The organism is Streptomyces sp. NPDC051109, assembly GCF_044455885.1.
Classification (GTDB): Bacteria; Actinomycetota; Actinomycetes; order Streptomycetales; family Streptomycetaceae; genus Streptomyces.
In genome coordinates this window covers 46,614-61,803 of record NZ_JBITFF010000021.1, presented here as the reverse complement: position 1 = coordinate 61,803, position 15,190 = coordinate 46,614, and the positions used below count along the sequence as shown (strand labels likewise).

The window sequence follows — 15,190 nt, the reverse complement described above, 5'->3', positions numbered from 1 at the left end:
GGGCCGGAGGCGGAAGGCAACGCGGCCAGCACCGCATCGGCGCATGCCAGGTTCCGCTGGCAGTCCTCCCCGGTGAAGCGCGGGTTGCCGCGCCGGACGTCGCCTCCGCCGTTGGCGTGGTGGACGGTGCGGATCGACTCCGCGCCCGAGCGCGCGCCGCGGCGGCGGCCGGCAGTGGCGGACTCCTGCCGGCAGCTGCTGCGTGGTGCAGCGGGTCAGCCGTCGAGGCGGCGCTTGCTGAGCCAGGCGACCATTTCGGGGTCGCGGTGGTCGAAGAACAGCGTCGTGCCGGTGTCGAGGCCGGCGATCTGCGCCATCTGCCGGTCGGTGAGGTCGAAGTCGAAGACGTCGAAGTTCTGCGCCATGCGGTCGGGTTTGACCGACTTCGGGATGGTGACGATGTCGCGCTGGATCAGCCAGCGGAGCACGACCTGAGCCGCGGATTTGGCGTGGGCGTCGCCGATCTCGCTGAGGACGGGGTGGGTGAACAGGTCGTTCTTGCCCTCGGCGAAGCCGCCCCAGGACTGGTGTTGGACGCCGTGCTGCCGCATCAGCGCCTGGTCGACGGTGCGCTGGAAGAAGGGGTGGGTCTCGATCTGGTTGATCGCCGGGGCGATCTCGTTGTTGAGGATCAGCTCCAAGAGCCGGTCGGGGTAGAAGTTGGCGACACCGATCGCCTTGGCCAGGCCCTCCCGGTTCGCGGCCTCCATGGCGCGCCACTGCCCGTAGACGTCGCCGTAGGGCTGGTGCATCAGGTAGAGGTCGACGCGGTCCAGGCCCAGCTTGGCCAGGGAGGCTTCCAGGGCGCGGCGCGCGTTGTCCTGGGCGGGTGCGTCCTGGATCCACAGCTTGGTGGTGACGAACAGCTCCTCGCGCGGGACGCCGCTGTTCTCGATGGCGCGGCCGACGGCTTCTTCGTTGCCGTAGGCGGCTGCGGTGTCCAGGAGCCGGTAGCCGGCGGCGAGGGCGTCGGAGACGGCCTGCTCGGTCTGGTCCGGCGGGATCTGGTAGACACCGAAGCCGAGGATCGGCATCTCGATGCCGTTGTTCAGGGTGACGGTCTGCACGGGGGTCTCCTTGTCGTTCGGGTGTACGGGAGCGGTCGGCTGCTCCGGCCTGCTTCCGCCGCTGCCAGGTCGAGCTGCGCCTCGAAGTCGTCGCCCCGCTTGCGCGGCACCCCGAGCGTGGAGTCCAGGGCCCGAGAGCCGAGGACCATCCGCAGCGGGGCAGGGTCGGTGTCGGCGGATTCAATGATGCGCGTGCCGACTTACGGGTTCGTGGCGACATGGCCCTCCACCTGGGCGTCCGCGCCGCAGAGCGCGGCGAGCATCGCGAAGGTCAGCAGTGCCCGTGCGGGTAAGTCGACGCCGGTGCGGGTGTGGTCGTCGCCGGAACTCGCGCCCAGGAGACGCCGGACGTGCTGCTCGTCGGCGGGCGCGTTCGCGTACATGTCGTCCACGTCCTCTTCGCCGACGATCCGTTCCTGAATCGGGGTGACGCCGATGGGGGGCGGTCACGGGCGGACCAGCACCTTCAGGCGGGTACGGGCGTCCATGGCCGTGTGGCGTCGGCGACCTGGTCCAGTCCTACCTGGGCATCGGACACCCGGCCCGGGTCGATGCGGCCGGCGAGCACGTCGTCGATGGCGGGCTCCAGGTACGCGCGCACCGCGACGGGAACTCCCGCCAGTTGGGCGTTCCTCCCGAACAGCGACCCGAACCCTACCGGGGCCTCCTCGTACTGCGGGACACCGACGCGGGAGATGATCCCGCCGGGACGCACGATGCCGTACGCCTGCTCGTACGCGGGCATCAGCCCGACAGCCTCCAGGACGACGTGTGAGCCCTCTCCGCCCGTCAGGTCCATCACCCTCGTGATGCCCTCCTCCCCGCGCTCGGCCACGACGTCGGTGGCGCCCCAGTCCCTGCCAGACGGCCGGCGTCGCAGCCACATCCTGCATGCGGTCAGCCTGAGGAGTTGGCCGACCCGGAACCAGCGCATCCTGCGGGACTGCCTGCGAACACACCCCGCGGACGCCGCCCGGTATGCGAACTGAAGCGGGCGATTGTCGCCGCCGGCACGTCACCGAGCGAGCAAGTACTCGGAGGAGCCCAGCGCTTCGTCCATGGAGTCTCCTCCTACAGTGGAGCGCCAGGTCCACGGCCTGGGACTGTCTCTTTGAAGGAGTGCGGCATGGGGGAAACGAGGGCGGCCGTCGCAGTGGCGGAAGGGCTTGAGGAATACCGGGGGGAGCTGACCGGGTACTGCTACCGCATGTTGGGGTCGTACGCCGAGGCCGAGGACGCCGTGCAGGAGGCGCTGGTTCGGGCGTGGCGGAACATGGACCGCTTCGAGGGCCGCTCAGCGCTGCGGACGTGGGTGTACCGCATAGCCACCAACGTCTGCCTGGACACTCTCGCTTCGGGCAAACGGCGGGCGCTGCCGATGGACCTGTCCGGCCCGAGCGGGGGCGGCACCCCGCCGGCGCCGCCGCAGGACTCCGTCCTGTGGGTGGAACCGTGCCCGGGAGGCGATCCGGAGACCGCCGCGACAACGGTCGAGTCGGTCCGGTTGGCGTTCGTCGCCGCGCTGCAGCACCTGCCGCCCAGGCAGCGGGCCACGCTGATCCTGCGGGACGTGCTGGGCTTCTCGGCACGGGAGGTAGCCGACCTGCACGGCTCCACCGTCGCCTCGGTCAACAGTGCCCTGCAGCGGGCCCGGGCCACGCTGGCCGACCGCCGCCACGCGCCGGACGGGTCGGCCGCACGGCCGTCGGACGACGGCGTCCGCCGGGTGTTGGCCGAGCGGTACGCCACGGCCTTCTCCCGCTACGACATGGAGGAGCTGAAGATGCTCCTCCACGTCGACGCCACGCTGTGCCTGCCCCCGTACGCGAAGTGGATGCGCGGTGTCCCCGACATCCAGGCGTGGCTCACCGGCCCCGCGATCGGCTGCCGCGGCTCACGTCTGGTTGCGACCGTGGCGAACGGCTCGCCCGCGTTCGGTCAGTACCGCCCCCAGGCCGACGGCACCGGCTACGTGCCCTGGGCCCTCCAAGTCGTCGAGTTCCGCGACGACCGGATCAGCGGCATCACGGCCTACCGTGACACCGACCGCCTCTTCTGCCTCTTCGGGCTGCCGGACCGCCTGGGCGAGGGGTAGGCGCACTCGGCTCTCGCGTCCGAAGGACGTGGCGGCGTCCTCGGCGAGGGTGTGGCCGACGAGGGCCGTGGCGTGAGTGGCCGTCGAGCAGCGCTCAGCGGTTCACCGGGACGGAAGCCAGACGGGCCGTCACCGCGCTCAGCCACAACAGGCCAAGCCCGCTCCGGCGGTGAAGGCCAGGACGGAGGCTGCGGAGGCCGCGAAGCCGGCGAGGACGACGGCCGGGACGAGACGCGAGGCCACGGCCCACCCGCGGCGGCCTCGGGCGGCGCGCGAGCCGGCCAGCAGGACGAAGGCGGCGCACACAGCGAGGTAGCCGACCATTCCGGCCGCCATGTGGACGGCGCCGTGGCCGCTCATCACGGTCACGTCGGGCGCTCCGGCGGGAAAGCCCGCTCCGGCGTCGGCCGGGAAAGCCGCCGCAGCCCCGAAGGAGGCACCGAAGACACCGACCAGGACCGGACCCCAGATGCCACCCGGGTGGCCGCCCAGCACCCGGCGCAAACCGACGCCCCCCATGACCAGCAGGGCGCCGGCGATCAGGAAGTTGACCGTCTGATCCCGGCCCGCCTCGCCGAGCGCGAGCTGGCTGAGTGCGTTCCGGCTGCGGGCCGGGAGCTGCCGCCACGGTTCGGCCCGGGCGCCCTCGACAAGAACGATCATCCCCGGGCCGGGGTGGCACCATCCCATGAGCCTCACGACGCTCCACCTGGGCGGCGTTCCTTGACACCATCCCCGACGCCGCCCTGGTAATCCGGCTTCGCGCGTGATCGGCCGGACGGCTTCCAGTGACCTGAGTCAGAGATTCTCTCCTAGACACGACGTTCGAGCTGGCTGGCTCCCGGCTGGTGGCAGACGTTCCTTCCCGGACCAGGCGGCGGTAGATCTACCAGGAGACGTCTGACTCAGGTCACTAGGTGGTGGGGAGGAAGTCGGCGACGAGGACGGCGAATTCCTCGGGGTCGAGGATGCGGATGCCCAGTTCTTCGGCCTTGGTGCGCTTGGAGCCGGCCTTCTCTCCCGCCACCACGAGAGTGGTGCGCTTGGACACCGACGACGATGCCTTTCCCCCGGCCCGCTCGATCAGCTCGTTCATCTCGTTCCGGGACAACACCGCAAGGGGGCCGGTCATGGAGCCGGTTACCACGACGGCCTGTCCGGCCAGCGGGCCGCCCGCCGAGTCCTCGCCGTCGCCTCCGTCGGTCGCGGGCTTCTGCGGCTCGGTGACCTGCGTGCCGACCTGCTGGGCCTGGAGTTTGTCGAGGAGCGGGCCGAGTTCGAGGAGTTCGGCCGCGATGACGCGTGCCTTCTCGGCGCCGATGCCGTCGACCCCGGCCAGCGTGTCCGCGTCGGCGGCCCGGATCGCGGCCATCGAGCCGAAGTGCGCGGCGATGCGGCGGGACATCGTGCGCCCGGTGCCGCGGACGCCGAGGGCGCAGAACACGCGACTCAATGCGGCACCGCGGGCGGTCTCGATGGCGGCCAGGAGGTTGGCGGCGCTGGTCTCACCCATCCGCTCCAGACCCAGGAGCTGCTCGCGGGTCAGCGTGAACAGGTCGGCGACGTCCTTGACCAGACCGGCTTCCACCAGCTGGATCGCGCGCGTGCCGCCGAGTCCTTCGATGTCGAGCTGGTCCCGGCCCGCCGCGTAGATCACCGAGGCTACTGCCTGACAGTTTCGGCCGCGTACGCACCGCCACCGCTGCTCGGAGGTGTCGATCGCGTCGCCACAGCGGGGGCAGGCCTCGGGGAAGACGATCGGGCTCTCGGCGCCGGTGCGCTGGTCGGCCAGCGGCGCCTCGACCCGGGGGATCACGTCGCCGGCGCGGTACACGAACACCTGGTCGCCGATCATGAGCCCGCGACGGGTGATGTCGGACGGATTGTGGAGCGTGGCGTAGGTGACCGTCACCCCGTCGATGACCACGGGTTCCAGGACGGCGCGCGGGGCGATGATCCCGGTCCGGCCGACGTTCCACTCCACCGCCAGCAGGCGCGTCACCTTGTGTTCGGCCGCCAGTTTCCGGGCCACCGCCCACCTCGGGGCGCGCGACCCGTTGCCGGCCTGCCGCTGGTCCTCGGCGGTGTCGGCCTTGACGACGACACCGTCGATCCCGAACGGGAGGTCTCCGCGCAGGCCGGTGATCACGTCGATGCGATCCTGTACCTGCTCCACGGTCTCGCATCGCATCGGGGCGGCGGCCGTGCTGGCGGCCGTGTTCGCGCCGAGCGCGGCCAGATTCTCCAGCAGAGCGACGTGGCCGAGGTCGTCCAGGCCGATCGCGCTGTAGGCGAAGAAGGTCAACTCGATCCGGTAGGGGCGGTCCTTGGCCCGCAGGGTGCCGGCCGCTCCGCTGCGCGGGTGCGCGAAGGGCGTGGCCTGGTGGGCGAGGCGGATCCGGTTCGCCTCCTCGAACTGCGCGGCCGTCAGCAGCACCTCGCCGCGCAACTCGACATCGATCGGCTCGGTGAGCACCGGCGGAAGACCGAGAACGGCGTCGGCGGCGTGTGTGATGTCCTCGCCGGCCAAGCCGTCGCCGCGGGTGAGGACCTGCACGAGCCGACCACCCCGGTACCGGGCGGCCACCGCGAGCCCGTCGAGCTTCGGCTCCACGCACCACCCGGCCACAGGGCGCCCCAGACGCCGTTCCAGCCCTGCGGCCCACTCGGCGAGCTCGTCGGCGTCGAAGACGTTGTCGAGGGAGAGCATCGGCACCGAGTGCGGCACGTCACCCTGTACGGCCCCGCCCGCCACCTTCCCGGTCGGCGACTCGGCAAGCGCCTCGTCCGGGTGGGCTTCCTCGTAGGCCGCGATGGCGCGCAGCAGCCCGTCGTACTCGTCGTCACCGAGCGGGGTGGTCCCGTCGCCGTAGTACGCGGCCGACGCAGCCACGGCGGTGGTCACGGCCTCCACGTAGGCGGCAGGAGAGAGCAGGGCACTGTTTTCGGTCATGAGGGTCATCATCCTGCCCGGCACTGACAACGCCACCGCCCGGCCCCGCGGTGCCACGGCACGCAACCGAGCCGCTTTGCGGCGCGGGGGCGCGCGGGGCGAGAACAGCAACGGCCCCGCTGATCAGCACTGCCCTCCCTGCCGATCGCGCGGACCGAAAGCAGCTTCCGCCGGGTCTCACAGACGCACACCGTGACCTGCGCAGTTGCCGCCGTTCCGACATGTGGCGCGATCCCTGCCGGCTGGCGACGAGGGGGTATCTTCGTCCGATCACGGACGACGATCGGATCGTCTGCTCAACCCAGGGGAAGCAACATGACTGATCTGAACTCGCTGCGGGCAAGCCTTGCGTCAGGTGAGCACGAGTTCGCCGACACCCTGGCCTTCGTCACCGCGCACTACGAGTACCGGCCGCAGGCGTTCCGCAACGGGGAACTGGAAAATGCCGCAGGTGAGAACGAGGGTTCCTGCAAGACGCTGGGACTGGCCCTGCTGGAGGGGCTGAGCGACCAAGAGGCGCTGCTCGCGTTCGGTGAGCACTACCGCAGTGTGCTCGCAACGCCGAACGACAATGATCACGGCAACATCCGCAACCTCATGGCCCATGGCCTGGCAGGGGTGAGGTTCGCCGGGCAACCGTTGGCCCGCAAGAGCTGAACAGCGCATTCGGGCGAGCGCCGAGGGTCACGTCCACCACCCCGTCCTGAAGGCCCCGCGTCGTGCCGCGGTCGCCGGTCTGTGGAGGCGGGGCGGGTTCGGGCTGGGGGCTTGCCGAGGCCGGCGCGGCGCACGACCAGCATGTGCGCGCAGTGTCCGGCCCGGTCAGGAGCAGGTGCCTGGGCGCGCTCAGCGTGGCGGGGTGGTCAGCCAGGCCTTGACGGCTTCGGCCGCCACCGGCACCGGTAGGTACGGGGTGAGGGCCTCGGCGATGGATGCCGCGAGTTCGCCGACGGTGCGGACCTGGTACCCGGGCGGGGTGATCCAGATGCGGGGCGCGGCATCGGGGTCGTCCTGGTTCGCGAAGAGCTGGGCGTACAGGCAGTCCAGTCCTTCGTCGTAGCCCCAGGTGCTGTAGTGGTCCCAGCCCGGCATCCAGAACGCCTGCGGACCGGCCCGGTGCGCGTCCGGGGTCACCGGCCGGGGACGGGGCGGCTGGGTGTACGTCGGCCCGTAGACGATCTCCCACAGGCCGTCGGAGTGCTCAAGGACGTCCATCCGCACGTGCTGCTTGAGCGTACGCAGCTGGTGGCGGAACTCGTCCGCGTCGATGCCGGCCCGCTGGGCGAGAACGGGGATGTCGGCGTCCCACAGGTTCAGGCCGAGGACGTCGCCCTCCCCCTTGCTCTGCTCGGCCACGGCCAGGAACACCCGCCGGGCCGTCTCGTCGCCGATGTTCCTGCTGTGCACGTACGCGATGGCGTGCTGGCTCACGTGGACGTTCCCTTCTGTCAGCGTTCGCCGATGCGGCGGGCGGGGTCCCGGCGGCGCCCGTGGAGAGCGTCGAGACGGACCGCGGCCGCGACATGGTCCAGGGCTCGGCCCGAGCGATCTGGTCGGTGCGGGCCAGCGCCTGATGCGTAGGGGCCAGCGGGCTGAGCGGCTCCGACGCTCCGGGCAACGTCCGCGCGTAGAGCGGCTGCGAGGCCCCGGTTCGCTCCGAGCCGAAAGGGAAGCAGGGCTCGTGCAGCCGCGAGGAAACGGTGACGATCAGCGGGACGTTGTACACGTCTCCGGCCCCTATCCCCGCCTCGAAGCCGGCGGCCGGCGGCCTGCGGCCTGCTGTCTGACACTGCCCTCCCTTTCCTGGGGCGTGTCTCGGTTGTGGACGGCGCCCTGCTGCCGCAGATCATGGAGCGGGACGGCCTGCGGCACACCATCGATGCTCCGAACTGCCCGATTCGCCCCCCGCATTGGCCGAGAAGCCTCCGTTGCGGCGCACTCGAGCTGGTGTTACCAGGGCAGCTGGCCGGTTCGTGCTGCTGGGGGTACCGGGACCGGAGCGCGCCAGAGCCGGCCTTTGGACGTCGCCGGTGGCTCGCAGTCACACCATCCACTTCCACCAGCTGCAGCGGGGCACCGCCGACGGGATCCGGAACCGCCGCTTCAACGAGCGGACGGGCCGACCAGGGCCGAGCCGCATGAGAAGGCCACCGCGCCGCGCATCCCCGGCCGCTCCACCACGACCCCCGACTCGCTCCGACCAGGAACTCTCCCGACAGGCCGCGCCAGAAGGTCTGACCCGCCGGCTCCCGCCCCGTTGCCGGTTAACACGTGGATCGTTTCCGCCTTCCAGACCCGTTACCTCTCGACTGATGAATCGTTCCTTCATGTGTCGCGACGAAATGCACACCGCTCCCCCGCGGTACCGCGACACCGGCCCGGGCTGTCACCCCTTCCCCCCTGACGCCCGGGCCCCACCCCCTCTCCGCCCAACCCGGTCAGCAACAGCCGGGGCCCCGCACCGGCGAAACGCCGCTTCTGCGGCGCCTCTCGGCCCGTACTCCCCCTGGACGACGAAGGCCACCTCCCTCGGGGTCGAGGCCCGCCCCGGTGAGGAACTCTTCGACCCAGGCCGGGTGAGGGCCGGTCGGCGGCCGTCCGGCCCTGCGTCGCCGGACACGTGGGCGGTGGCGGCCGCGAGCATTCCGGGGACCGCCCGGGCGAGGGCACCCAGGGGGCCGGGGCGCGGGTACGCCTGTGTGCCCCGCGGGGACTGCCCAAGCGGTCCGGGCCGTGTCAAGACCCTCCACGGACGCCTCGCGCTGCTGGAGAGGCTTCACGGCCCCGCGGGGACGTCGTCCCAGGCCAGGGAGGACATCCTCCAACCCGCAGGGGTGCGCAGGAACTGGATGGTCTTGTGGCCGCGGCCCTCGAACCACTCGCCGTTGTGGTACCCGGACTTGCGGTACTCGCTGAACCGGTGGGCTATCGACCCGAAGACCTCGGTACGCTCGGTCACCTCCCATTCGGAGAACTCCGTCAGGGTCCCGTCAGTGAGCATTTTCTGGCGTGGTGCGATGAATCCGTCGAGGTCGTAGACCACGGGTTCGTCGCCGACGTTCGCGATGATCCTCCCCTGCGGCACGAAGACGTCACGGATGACGTCGAGGTCTGGCCGCCTACCACCGGTGTTGCTGAAGGCGCCCACGAACATGCCCATCAGCCGGTCGAGTTCAGCGCGTACGGTGGCCTCGGACTCGTCACCGACGGTCGGCCACTCCTCGGCGAGTACCGACCAGACCTCGATGTCACGCCGTTCGCCCCGGTGGACGGAGTGCCGCCGCAGCACACCGTCGCGGCTCATGCCGAGCCGGCGGGCGACCGCGATGCTGCGGGCGTTGCCCGAGGAGGCCCACCATTCGACCCGGCTCATCCCGCGCTGCGCGAAGGCCCAGTCGATCAGCGCCCTGCAGGCCCGCGTGACCAGCCCCTGCCCCTCCCCCGCCGGCTCCAGCCAGCAGCCGACCTCGCACACCCCGGAGGCGCCGTCGAAGCGGGTGAACATGACACCGCCGACCAGGGTGCCGTCCAGCCAGATGCCGTGGATCCGGGCGCCGTCCGTGGCCTGCCGGTCGGCGTAGCGCTGGAGGGTGGCCTCGGCGGAGGCGAGGTCGGTGCTGAGGGAGGCCCAGGGTATCCACGGGTCGACGGTGGCCCGGGCCCGGTCGATGTGGGCCAGGAACTCCGGTGCCTGCCAGGGCTCCAGGGGGCGGAGCTGAGCACGGTCGCCGAGCGGCAGGGTGAACATGGGGCCTCGCTCTCCAGGTACGTAACAAGCGTTCGGTACGTAAGCTAGCAGCATGCCGCCCGCACCTGGAGACCGTGAAGCCCGCCGCAAGGACGTATCAGAAGCGGTGTGGCGCGTCCTCGCCGCCAAGGGGTTCGGCGGGCTGACCCTGCGCGCCGTCGCCACCGCGATGGGCGTCTCGACCGGGATGCTCATGCACTACTTCCCGACCAAACGGGCCCTCGTCACGCACGCCCTGGACCTGCTGGAGAAGGAGACCGCGCAGCGACCCCGCAGAGCGCGCCCGGCGCCGGGGCTCGCCACGGTGCGCGCGATGCTCCTCGACATCCTGCCGCTGACCCCTGGCGACACCGCACGCAACCGCATCTGGGTCAGCTCCTGGGACCTCTCCCTCGCCGACGACGGCCTCGCCGCGGCGCAGGCCGGGCGCTACACCCGGCTGCGCTCGACGATCCGCCCGCACCTGGAAGCCGCACGCGAAGCAGGCGAGCTCCCCGCGACCGCCGATCCGGAGCAACTCGCCGCCACCGCCGTGGCCTTCACCCACGGCCTCGTCGTCCAGGCTCTGTTCGACCCCGACCACTTCACCTTGGACGTGCAGACCGCGCTGGTCGACTCCTTCCTCGCCTCACTCGCCCGCCGCCGGGACCTGTCTGACGATTGATCTCGCGGTGGCTCGTGGTGGGCTGACGGATGCGGGTGGGGAGTGGCCGGCGCCGTCGCCCGTCACCTGGTGCTTGACGATTACCCGCCGCGCCGAGCCGGCCCGCCACGAACTGCGGTGGCGGACCGGCAGACGATCTCCCTGCACAACCGAGCCCTGATGGCTCAGACGGCTGCGAGCAGCCACGAGGGCATTCAGCGGGCCGGGCCGACCTCCCCCTGGTCGGCATGAACCCGGTCCGGGTCGAGAACCCCGGACACGCTCCCCCGTCCGCTACGACCGAACACCGCCCGCGTACGGCCCGGATGCCGTCGGTGCCACCGTGGGGGCCACGCGCATCAGGGACCTGGGGCGGCAGGTCAGCAGGGTGCGGTGATGTTCATGCAGTAGATGAAGCCGTTGCGCGGAGAGGTGACTCGGTACCACCGATTTCCGGCTGAGTTGACGACGGAGTACGTCCAGAAGACGTCGTCCCCGTACTCGGTCTGCCCGACCGGAGCACAGCTGACCGAGGCACAGGACCTGATGGGGCCGCCGATGGACATTGCCCGGCCTCCGGCCGTGGTTGCGGGCCCGGCAGGGGCGGCGTGGGCGGCCTGGGCCGGTGCGGCCGTGATACCGGCCAGCACGGCGGCCCCGAGCGCCATTCCGGTGAGTAATCGACGTGTACGCATATGCATCTCTCCTTGATTCGTTTCCGGTCGCAGACCGCGGTGGATCCCCTGCCTGGGACGGCCCGCAGGGGCCGGACACAGGGAGCGGCCCGTCGCGCGTGCAACTTCCGGCCCGACCCTTCTCCGGCACCCAGAGCTCCCTCGCGCAGGTTTGTCCGGTCATGACCTACACCGCGGCTTTCACGCCCCATCAGAATGAGGCCCGAAACGACGCGCTTCTTGTACGCATGCGCACCCATCCGCCCGTCACGAACGGATGAACCCGCCACGAGACCGGGAGGGCCATGGCACCGGCACCGGAGTCCGACCGGGGCGAGAACGTCGAGCGAAGGCCCCCGGCATCGTTGTCAGATCAGGTGATCAGGTATCGGGGGTACCGGACGCCTGGCGCGAGACCGCCCAGGGTCAACCTCCCTTCCGCCAGGGTGACTTTGGTCCTGGGCTGGGGGGAGCCTCTGTACGTACACGACGGCAACGCCGCTGAGCCGACAGCGGACGGCCGGCGCTCGATGCTCGCAGGCCTGCGGACCACACCCCTCGTGGCCGGGTACCAGGGAGCGGGGCACGCGATCGAGGTGGAGTTCACGCCGATGGGCGCATACCGCTGCCTCGGCCTGCCGCTGCACCACCTCACCGACGCAGTCGCCCACCCCGACCACGCCATGGGACCGGGTTGGACCACAAGGACCACTGAACGGCTCGCAGCGGCCCAGGATTGGACGAGCCGGTGGGCCGTGGTCGACGACGCCCTGGCGGAACGGGTGGCGGACCGTCCGCCTGTTTCACCTCTGATGACCGAAGCGTGGAACGAGCTCTGGTCCAGTCATGGCGGTATGTCCGTTCGCGAGCTGTGCCGGACCACGGGAAGGGGGAGCCGCCGCATCCAGACTCTCTTCCGTGAAAACATAGGGATCCCGCCCCAGACCCTGTCCCGGATCATTCGTTTTCAGTACGCTCTCAAACTCCCGTCCAGCCGTTACCGTTCTCTGGCTGAGCTCGCGGCCATGAGCGGGTACCACGACCAGGCACACATGAACCGGGACTTCCGGAATCTCTCCGGCCATACCCCCAGGCAATTACGCGATCTCATCGGCCTGAGAACGTCGGGAACGGCGACGGGCCCCGACGGATGCCTCAGCGACTTCTTCGGAACGACGTCCCTTGCAGGCCTGAAAGCCCCTTCGACCGGATCGAGGCCTGCGGACGCTTGACAGCGCCGGTTGAAATGACCCCCGACCAAGTGGGGCGAGGCCACCGCGGTTTCCGTCACCGACACCGACCGGCACCGGACCGCGACCGCGACCGCGACCGCACAAGCCCTGGAACCGGCACCGGCCCTTGCGCAAACAGACGCTCGGCTGGACCGCAGGCACCGCCCCACGGCCGATCACTCAGCCGCGGCCGCCGAGGACGTCGTCCAGGTCCACGAAGGTGGAATCGTCGCGGCCCGAGTCCATGAAAGCGTCGACGGCCGGGGCAGCGGCCAGGCGCAGCTGCCAGGCGCGCACCACCTCGTGCAGGGGGGTGAGGCTGAAGGTGTGGCGGGCATCCTCCAGGGCCTTGGCCCAGTCCCGTTCGAACGCCGCCACCCACGTGTCCGCACGACGGTCGGCGCGCAGCAGGGCGCGGAGTTCGGCCGGCGCGCCGGGCGCGGGCGCGTACGGCGGGACGGGTACGTCGTCGGCGGGTCGGGCGCTCACGGGCTCCTCCAGACAGGTCGTACCGCCACGGTAGCCCCCGCGGCGGCGCAGGGAGGAGGGGTTCGGTCCTCGACCGAGCGAAATGGCTCTGAACGCAGGGCCTCCCTCCTGTCCCACGCTACGGAACCGGCCGGCCGACGTAGCCCGGCCCGAACGCCCGCATCCCCGAAGGCATCCCCTCGGCCTGCGGACTTCAACCACTCGACACCGGAATGGCAGTCGGGCTGAAATCCCCGCTGGTCAAGCGACCTTCTGCTGCTGGGGCGTCTTCCGCGTCTTCACCCCGCCGACGATGAGCGCCAGCCCCACGGCGAGGATGCCGAGGTACGCGGTGGACGGAAGGTCCACGAGCTTGTGCATCCAGCCCCACTCCGTACCGAAGAAGGTCTGCGAAACGAAGCTGACAAGCCCCTGGGCTCCTATGACGTAGCCGATGCTTTCGAGGGTGTATCCGATGGTTGTTCGCACGGATCAACGATCGCGCAGCGGTGCCGCAAGATCGTCCTCTTCAGGTACGAAAACGCAGTAGGCCCAAAGATGCAGTTCCGTGCTCCGCCGGGGCCGATGGGCACGGCGGGGTACGCGCCGTCGAGGGGGGCGGCTCCGCCGGTGTGCCGGGCGGCGCCCGGCGGCCCGTCCGCGCCGTGCCGGACGCGTGGCGCCGCCCCGGCCACCGCGCTTCACTGGAAAGTGTCGACAGGACCGGAGCCAGCACACCCCGGGAGGTCCCGTGAACACGCACACGCCGCCTCGCTTCGACCCCACCCGGGTTCCCCACCTGCTGGGCTCGTTCGCGCCGGTGAGCGAGGAGGTCGACGTCGCGGACCTGGAGGTGACCGGCGAGATCCCGACGGCGCTGGACGGGCTGTACCTCCGCAACGGCCCCAATCCCCGCTTCACCCCGATCGGCTCGTACCTGTACCCCATCGACGGGGACGGCATGCTGCACGGGATCTGGCTCTCGGAAGGCCGCGCCCGCTACCGCAACCGCTTCGTACGCACCCCCGCGCTGCTGGCCGAGGAGCGGGTCGGCCGGGCCCTGTGGGGCGGCCTGGAGTCGATGATCGTGCCGGACGCCGACCAGGTCGGGCCCGAGCTCGCGGGCACCTTCAGGGAGATGCCCGACATCAACGTCGTACGGCACGGCGGCCGGCTGCTGGCCCTCGCGGAGTCCGCCTGCCCCTTCCGGATCGGCGCCGGCCTGGAGACGCTCGGCCGTGAGGACTTCGACGGCACTCTGCCGATGGGCATCACCGCCCACCCCAAGATCGATCCGGTCACAGGCGAGATGGTCGTCTTCTGCTACGGCCTGGAGGCGCCGTACCTGACCTGGTCGGTCATCGGCCGCGACGGCGCGGTCACGCGCGGGCCCACACCGATCGACGGCGTGGACGAGCCGATGATGATCCACGACATGGCCCTGACCGAGCGCTACGCGGTCATCGTCCTCGCGCCCGCCTTCTTCGACCTCGCCGCGGCCATGGCGGGCGGCTCGTTCCTCGCCTGGCGGCCCGAGCGCGGCACGCGCGTGGTCCTCGTCCCGCGTGACGGCGGGCCTCCGCGCTGGGCCACCGACGAGGCGTTCTGGCTCTGGCACACGGTGAACGCGTACGACGACGGACCGGACCCGGAGGCCCCGGTGGTCCTGGACTACGTGCAGTGGAGCCGGCTGACCGTCGGCGGAGAACCGGAGCCGGGGGCGGCCCCCGCGAGCGGCGGACTCGTCCGGGCGCGCATCGACCCGGAGGCGGGCACCATGGCCCGGACGCCGCTGGACGACGCGCGGGTGGAGTTCCCGCGCATCGACGACCGGCGCATCGGCCGCCGCCACCGGTACGCGGCACTGGCCACCGAGACCGGCCGTACGGACCTGCTGCCCGGCGAGTACGACGCCGTGCGCTTCCACGACACCGAGACCGGGACCACCCGCGTCTGGGATGCCGGCGACCTGTCCGTCGGGGAGCCGGTCTTCGCGCCGGTGCCGGGGCGGGAGGCGGAGGAGGACGGCCACTGGCTGACGTTCGCCACCGACCGCACCGACGGGTCCGCCTGGTTCCTGGTCGTCCCGGCCCAGGACCCGGCCTCCGGCCCCGTGGCCCGCGCCCGGATCCCGGTCCGGGTCCCGCTGGGCCTGCACGGCTGCTGGCTGCCGACCGACGGCTGAGCGAGGTCCCTGCCACACGATCGACGGCAGGCAGCCACGGGGGCCGTCGGCGTGCAGTCGTAAAGACCGCCCGCAGGAACTGCTCACCACGAAGGCGCACGGCGGAACAGACACCAGAGCCGCCG

The 15,190-nt window shown here is 71.1% G+C and carries 15 protein-coding genes; 5 read left to right on the top strand and 10 right to left on the bottom strand.

The window, feature by feature from the left end:
• Window positions 1-215: 215 nt before the first annotated feature.
• The 3 genes from ACIBAD_RS30055 to ACIBAD_RS30045 all read right to left on the bottom strand — a co-directional run bounded on the left by ACIBAD_RS30055 (window position 216) and on the right by ACIBAD_RS30045 (window position 1,953).
• Window positions 216-1,067 (bottom strand): aldo/keto reductase, encoded by an 852-nt coding sequence (locus ACIBAD_RS30055; RefSeq protein WP_134067289.1) that lies wholly within the window; start codon window positions 1,065-1,067, stop codon window positions 216-218.
• A gap of 200 nt (window positions 1,068-1,267) precedes the next feature.
• The gene (locus ACIBAD_RS30050; protein WP_134067291.1) at window positions 1,268-1,459 is read right to left on the bottom strand and encodes a hypothetical protein; all 192 of its coding nucleotides are present in this window, start codon (window positions 1,457-1,459) and stop codon (window positions 1,268-1,270) included.
• A 74-nt stretch (window positions 1,460-1,533) separates the two neighbouring features.
• The gene (locus ACIBAD_RS30045; RefSeq protein WP_398909752.1) at window positions 1,534-1,953 is read right to left on the bottom strand and encodes a zinc-binding dehydrogenase; all 420 of its coding nucleotides are present in this window, start codon (window positions 1,951-1,953) and stop codon (window positions 1,534-1,536) included.
• Window positions 1,954-2,193: 240 nt separating this feature from the next.
• Here ACIBAD_RS30045 and ACIBAD_RS30040 point away from each other — a divergent pair, with 240 nt between their 5' ends.
• Window positions 2,194-3,162: a sigma-70 family RNA polymerase sigma factor gene (locus tag ACIBAD_RS30040; protein ID WP_398909750.1), complete on the top strand. Its 969-nt coding sequence runs from the start codon at window positions 2,194-2,196 to the stop codon at window positions 3,160-3,162.
• Between the two features lie 138 nt (window positions 3,163-3,300).
• Here the strand turns inward: ACIBAD_RS30040 and ACIBAD_RS30035 are convergent, their stop codons facing one another.
• A complete protein-coding gene (locus tag ACIBAD_RS30035; protein WP_398909848.1) occupies window positions 3,301-3,852 on the bottom strand; it encodes a DUF998 domain-containing protein in 552 nt (183 codons plus the stop codon).
• 223 nt (window positions 3,853-4,075) lie between these two features.
• Window positions 4,076-6,124: an NAD-dependent DNA ligase LigA gene (gene ligA / locus ACIBAD_RS30030; RefSeq protein ID WP_398909748.1), complete on the bottom strand. Its 2,049-nt coding sequence runs from the start codon at window positions 6,122-6,124 to the stop codon at window positions 4,076-4,078.
• Window positions 6,125-6,430: 306 nt separating this feature from the next.
• Here ligA and ACIBAD_RS30025 point away from each other — a divergent pair, with 306 nt between their 5' ends.
• Window positions 6,431-6,772: a HopJ type III effector protein gene (locus ACIBAD_RS30025; RefSeq protein WP_398909746.1), complete on the top strand. Its 342-nt coding sequence runs from the start codon at window positions 6,431-6,433 to the stop codon at window positions 6,770-6,772.
• A 189-nt stretch (window positions 6,773-6,961) separates the two neighbouring features.
• Here ACIBAD_RS30025 and ACIBAD_RS30020 read toward each other — a convergent pair whose 3' ends face one another.
• A complete protein-coding gene (locus ACIBAD_RS30020) occupies window positions 6,962-7,546 on the bottom strand; it encodes a hypothetical protein (protein ID WP_134067301.1) in 585 nt (194 codons plus the stop codon).
• A gap of 1,345 nt (window positions 7,547-8,891) precedes the next feature.
• The gene (locus ACIBAD_RS30015) at window positions 8,892-9,863 is read right to left on the bottom strand and encodes a GNAT family N-acetyltransferase (protein ID WP_398909743.1); all 972 of its coding nucleotides are present in this window, start codon (window positions 9,861-9,863) and stop codon (window positions 8,892-8,894) included.
• Between the two features lie 52 nt (window positions 9,864-9,915).
• Between ACIBAD_RS30015 and ACIBAD_RS30010 the strand changes: the two genes are divergently transcribed.
• A complete protein-coding gene (locus ACIBAD_RS30010; protein WP_134067305.1) occupies window positions 9,916-10,527 on the top strand; it encodes a TetR/AcrR family transcriptional regulator in 612 nt (203 codons plus the stop codon).
• Between the two features lie 359 nt (window positions 10,528-10,886).
• Here the strand turns inward: ACIBAD_RS30010 and ACIBAD_RS30005 are convergent, their stop codons facing one another.
• A complete protein-coding gene (locus ACIBAD_RS30005) occupies window positions 10,887-11,201 on the bottom strand; it encodes a hypothetical protein (protein WP_398909741.1) in 315 nt (104 codons plus the stop codon).
• A 284-nt stretch (window positions 11,202-11,485) separates the two neighbouring features.
• Here ACIBAD_RS30005 and ACIBAD_RS30000 point away from each other — a divergent pair, with 284 nt between their 5' ends.
• Complete coding sequence (locus ACIBAD_RS30000) at window positions 11,486-12,412, top strand: helix-turn-helix domain-containing protein (protein WP_398909739.1); 927 nt, start codon at window positions 11,486-11,488, stop codon at window positions 12,410-12,412.
• A gap of 180 nt (window positions 12,413-12,592) precedes the next feature.
• Here ACIBAD_RS30000 and ACIBAD_RS29995 read toward each other — a convergent pair whose 3' ends face one another.
• Both ACIBAD_RS29995 and ACIBAD_RS29990 read right to left on the bottom strand, forming a co-directional pair.
• On the bottom strand, window positions 12,593-12,901 hold the full coding sequence (locus ACIBAD_RS29995) for a DUF6247 family protein (RefSeq protein WP_134067309.1): 309 nt from the start codon (window positions 12,899-12,901) through the stop codon (window positions 12,593-12,595).
• Window positions 12,902-13,141: 240 nt separating this feature from the next.
• A complete protein-coding gene (locus ACIBAD_RS29990; RefSeq protein WP_134067311.1) occupies window positions 13,142-13,369 on the bottom strand; it encodes a hypothetical protein in 228 nt (75 codons plus the stop codon).
• A 262-nt stretch (window positions 13,370-13,631) separates the two neighbouring features.
• Between ACIBAD_RS29990 and ACIBAD_RS29985 the strand changes: the two genes are divergently transcribed.
• Window positions 13,632-15,065, top strand: coding sequence for a carotenoid oxygenase family protein (locus tag ACIBAD_RS29985; protein ID WP_398909736.1), 1,434 nt, complete (start codon window positions 13,632-13,634; stop codon window positions 15,063-15,065).
• Window positions 15,066-15,190 lie beyond the last annotated feature (125 nt).

What these genes read in the sequence shown, in the direction of transcription:
- ACIBAD_RS30045 (WP_398909752.1), bottom strand. Translation starts at nt 1,953, where the DNA reads ATGTGGCTGCGACGCCGGCCGTCTGGCAGGGACTGGGGCGCCACCGAC.
- ACIBAD_RS30040 (WP_398909750.1), top strand. Translation starts at nt 2,194, where the DNA reads ATGGGGGAAACGAGGGCGGCCGTCGCAGTGGCGGAAGGGCTTGAGGAA.
- ACIBAD_RS30035 (WP_398909848.1), bottom strand. Translation starts at nt 3,852, where the DNA reads ATGGGATGGTGCCACCCCGGCCCGGGGATGATCGTTCTTGTCGAGGGC.
- ligA (WP_398909748.1), bottom strand. Translation starts at nt 6,124, where the DNA reads ATGACCCTCATGACCGAAAACAGTGCCCTGCTCTCTCCTGCCGCCTAC.
- ACIBAD_RS30025 (WP_398909746.1), top strand. Translation starts at nt 6,431, where the DNA reads ATGACTGATCTGAACTCGCTGCGGGCAAGCCTTGCGTCAGGTGAGCAC.
- ACIBAD_RS30015 (WP_398909743.1), bottom strand. Translation starts at nt 9,863, where the DNA reads ATGTTCACCCTGCCGCTCGGCGACCGTGCTCAGCTCCGCCCCCTGGAG.
- ACIBAD_RS30010 (WP_134067305.1), top strand. Translation starts at nt 9,916, where the DNA reads ATGCCGCCCGCACCTGGAGACCGTGAAGCCCGCCGCAAGGACGTATCA.
- ACIBAD_RS30005 (WP_398909741.1), bottom strand. Translation starts at nt 11,201, where the DNA reads ATGCGTACACGTCGATTACTCACCGGAATGGCGCTCGGGGCCGCCGTG.
- ACIBAD_RS30000 (WP_398909739.1), top strand. Translation starts at nt 11,486, where the DNA reads ATGGCACCGGCACCGGAGTCCGACCGGGGCGAGAACGTCGAGCGAAGG.